The organism is Ramlibacter sp. (assembly GCF_028292805.1).
Classification (GTDB): Bacteria; Pseudomonadota; Gammaproteobacteria; order Burkholderiales; family Burkholderiaceae_C; genus Ramlibacter.
This window is the reverse complement of the sequence record NZ_JAQGLS010000186.1, coordinates 1-3,402: the sequence shown is the minus strand read 5'-3', so window position 1 is coordinate 3,402 and position 3,402 is coordinate 1. Positions and strand designations below refer to the sequence as shown.

General features: G+C 68.2%; 3 protein-coding genes. 1 reads left to right on the top strand and 2 read right to left on the bottom strand.

The window, feature by feature from the left end; translation table 11 throughout:
- Nucleotides 1-22: 22 nt before the first annotated feature.
- Nucleotides 23-1,276, bottom strand: coding sequence for a GTP cyclohydrolase II (locus JWP65_RS11465; RefSeq protein WP_299763795.1), 1,254 nt, complete (start codon nucleotides 1,274-1,276; stop codon nucleotides 23-25).
- A gap of 125 nt (nucleotides 1,277-1,401) precedes the next feature.
- On the bottom strand, nucleotides 1,402-2,913 hold the full coding sequence (locus JWP65_RS11460; RefSeq protein ID WP_299763794.1) for a helicase HerA-like domain-containing protein: 1,512 nt from the start codon (nucleotides 2,911-2,913) through the stop codon (nucleotides 1,402-1,404).
- 65 nt (nucleotides 2,914-2,978) lie between these two features.
- Here JWP65_RS11460 and JWP65_RS11455 point away from each other — a divergent pair.
- Nucleotides 2,979-3,402, top strand: a 424-nt coding sequence (locus tag JWP65_RS11455) for a YebC/PmpR family DNA-binding transcriptional regulator (RefSeq protein WP_299763793.1), incomplete at its 3' end; no start/stop codon positions are given.

Here is a 3,402-nt window from a genome sequence, read left to right as displayed (position 1 = left end):
GCATGCGAGACGGCGGCCGGATTCATTTCACGAGTCCCCGGCCCTTGGCCTTCTTCAGTTCCTCGGCGTCCGGCACCAGGCCCGGCGTGAAGTAGCCGGCCGCCTTCTTGGCGTCCATCTCCACCTTGGCATCGGCGGGAATCAGCGCGTCGGGGATGTTGACGCGCTCGCCCACCTCGATGCCCGAACCGGTGATGGCGTCGTATTTCATGTTGCTCATGGACACCAGGCGGTGGATCTTGCTGATGCCCAGCCAGTGCAGCACGTCGGGCATCAGTTCCTGGAACCGCATGTCCTGCACGCCGGCCACGCATTCGGTGCGGGCGAAGTACTGGTCGGCCGTGTCGCCGCCCACCTGGCGCTTGCGCGCGTTGTAGACCAGGAACTTGGTGACCTCGCCCAGCGCCCGGCCTTCCTTGCGCGAATAGGACACCAGGCCGACGCCACCGCGCTGGGCGCCCATGATGCATTCCTCGATCGCGTGCGTGAGGTATGGCCGGCAGGTGCAGATGTCGGAGCCGAACACGTCGGAGCCGTTGCACTCGTCGTGCACGCGGGCCGTCAGTTCCACGTCCGGGTTCGCCAGGTCGCGCGGCTCGCCGAAGATGTAGACCGTCTGGCCGCCGATCGGCGGCAGGAACACCTCCAGGTCGCTGCGGGTGACGAGCTCCGGGTACATGCCGCCGGTTTCCTCGAACAGCACGCGGCGCAGGTCGGTCTCCGAGCAGCCGAAGCGCCTGGCCACGCCGGGCAGGTGCCAGACCGGCTCGATCGCGGCCTTGGTGACGCAGGCGGCGCCGCCTTCGGTGAGGAACTTGCCGTCCGGCTTGAGCCGGCCGCTTTGCAGCGCCTCGATCACCTCCGGCAGGATCACATGGGCCTTGGTCACGGCGATGGTGGGGCGGATGTCGTAGCCGGCCGCCAGCTCCGCCGCGAACACCTCGCCGACGGTGGCTCCCCACGGGTCGATGCTGACGATCTTGCCGGGGTCCGACCACTGGGGATAGGGCCCGATCACGTCGGTCGGCGCGGTGTTGGTCAGGTCGGCCCTGTGGTCGCGCGAGAGGGCGCCGCAAGCCACCGCCAGCGCGCGGTACACGCTGTACGAGCCGCTGTGGGTGCCGATCACGTTGCGGTTGCTGCGCTTGCTGGTGGTGCCCACGACCGGCCCGCGTTCGACCGCGCTGGCCGCGCCCCACTGGATCGGCAGGGCGCCGAAACCGCCGGCGTGGGAGGTCAGGCGGATGTGGCGGGGGGCGGTGACTTCTGGTGGCATGCCGGGCGCTCCAAAAGAAACACTGTACAGCGGTCGATGGCGCACCGAAAGCGGGCCTGCCAGCGCGTGCCGCGCACGGTTTGATCAAGGCACCCCAGCTTCGGCGTCGAGAATCCGTGCGTGCGCTACTTTCGCTTCGCCCCGCCCAGCAGGCCGCCCAGCACCCCGCGCACGATCTCGCGCCCTACCGAGCTGCCCATCGTCCGGATCGCCGACTTGGCAAAGCTCTCCACCAGGCCTTCGCGCTTGCCGCCGCGCGGTCCGGTCGAGCCGAACAAAACGTCCGACAGGCCGCCCATCGCGCCGCCGCCCGCATCCTTGGCGCCGCCGCTGCCAGCCGCCCCCGCTTCGGCGCTGGCCGCGGCGCGGCCCTTGAGCTTTTCGTAAGCCGATTCCCGGTCCACCGTCTTTTCGTAGACGCCGGCCACGATCGAGCCGGCGATCAGCGCCTTGCGCTGCTGCGGCGTGATCGGCCCGAGCTGGCTGGCCGGCGGAATCACGTACAGGCGCTCGGTCGGGCTCGGCCGGCCCTGGGTGTCCAGCAGGCTGATCAGCGCCTGGCCGACCGCCAGCTGCGTGATCGCCGCCTCGATGTCCAGTCCGGGCTTGGGCCGCATGGTTTCGGCCGTGGCCTTGACTGCTTTCTGGTCGCGCGGCGTGAAGGCGCGCAAGGCATGCTGCACCCGGTTGCCCAGCTGCGCCAGCACGCCGTCCGGGATGTCCAGCGGGTTCTGGGTCACGAAGTAGACGCCCACGCCCTTGGAGCGCACCAGCCGTACCACCAGCTCGATCCGTTCCACCAGCACCTTGGGCGCGCCGTCGAACAGCAGGTGCGCCTCGTCGAAGAAGAACACCAGCCTGGGCTGTTCCGGGTCGCCGATCTCGGGCAGGGTCTCGAACAGCTCCGACAGCATCCACAGCAGGAAGGTGGAATACAGGCGCGGCGAATTGAGCAGCTGGTCGGCGGCCAGCACGTTGATCACGCCGTGGCCGTTGCCGTCGGTCTGCAGGAAGTCCTGGATGTCCAGCATCGGCTCGCCAAAGAACTTGTCGCCGCCTTGCGACTCGATCTGCAGCAAGCCGCGCTGGATGGCGCCGACGCTGGCGGCGCTGACGTTGCCGTACTCCGTGGTGAACTGTTTCGCGTTCTCGCCCACGTGCTGCAGCATGGCCCGCAGGTCCTTCATGTCCAGCAGCAGCATGCCGTTGGCGTCGGCCACCCGGAACACGATCTGCAGCACGCCGGCCTGCGTTTCGTTCAGGTTGAGCATTCGGGCCAGCAGCAGCGGCCCCATGTCGGAGACGGTGGCGCGCACCGGATGGCCTTGTTCGCCGAACACGTCCCACAGGGTGGTGGGGCAGGCAGCCGGCGCCGGCAACTCCAGGCCGCGCTCCTTCAGGGTCGCCGCCAGCTTGGCGCCGATCGCGCCGGGCTGGCTGATGCCAGTCAGGTCGCCCTTGATGTCGGCCAGGAACACCGGCACGCCGATGCGGCTGAACTGTTCCGCCAGTTTTTGCAGGGTGACCGTCTTGCCGGTGCCCGTCGCGCCCGTCACCAGACCGTGGCGATTCGCCAGCGCGGGCAGCAAATGGGCCTGCGCGGCCTCGTTCTGGGCGATCAGCATCGGTTCCGGCATGGGGCGAAAAGTAGAATGGGGGCCAGGCAATATAGCAATGCGCAAACGCAGCAAGGAACTTATTCGTGGCCGGTCACAGCAAATGGGCGAACATCCAGCACCGCAAGGGCCGTCAGGACGAGAAGCGCGGCAAGGTGTGGACGCGGGTCATCCGTGAAATCATGGTCGCTGCGCGCCAGGGCGGCGGCGACCTCGCGATCAACCCGCGCCTGCGGCTGGCGGTGGACAAGGCCAAGGCCGCCAACATGCCGGCCGACACCATCAAGCGCAACATCGACAAGGCCACCGGCAACCTCGAGGGCGTGAGCTACGAGGAAATCCGCTACGAAGGCTACGGCATAGGCGGCGCCGCCATCATGATCGACACCATGACGGACAACAAGGTCCGCACGGTGGCCGAGGTGCGGCACGCCTTCAGCAAGTACGGCGGCAGCATGGGAACGGCCGGCTCGGTCGTGTTCCAGTTCAAGCACGTGGGGCAGCTGGTTT

Excerpts from the sequence above, each read along its gene's own strand:
- JWP65_RS11465 (WP_299763795.1), bottom strand. The coding sequence starts at position 1,276 with ATGCCACCAGAAGTCACCGCCCCCCGCCACATCCGCCTGACCTCCCAC.
- JWP65_RS11460 (WP_299763794.1), bottom strand. The coding sequence starts at position 2,913 with ATGCCGGAACCGATGCTGATCGCCCAGAACGAGGCCGCGCAGGCCCAT.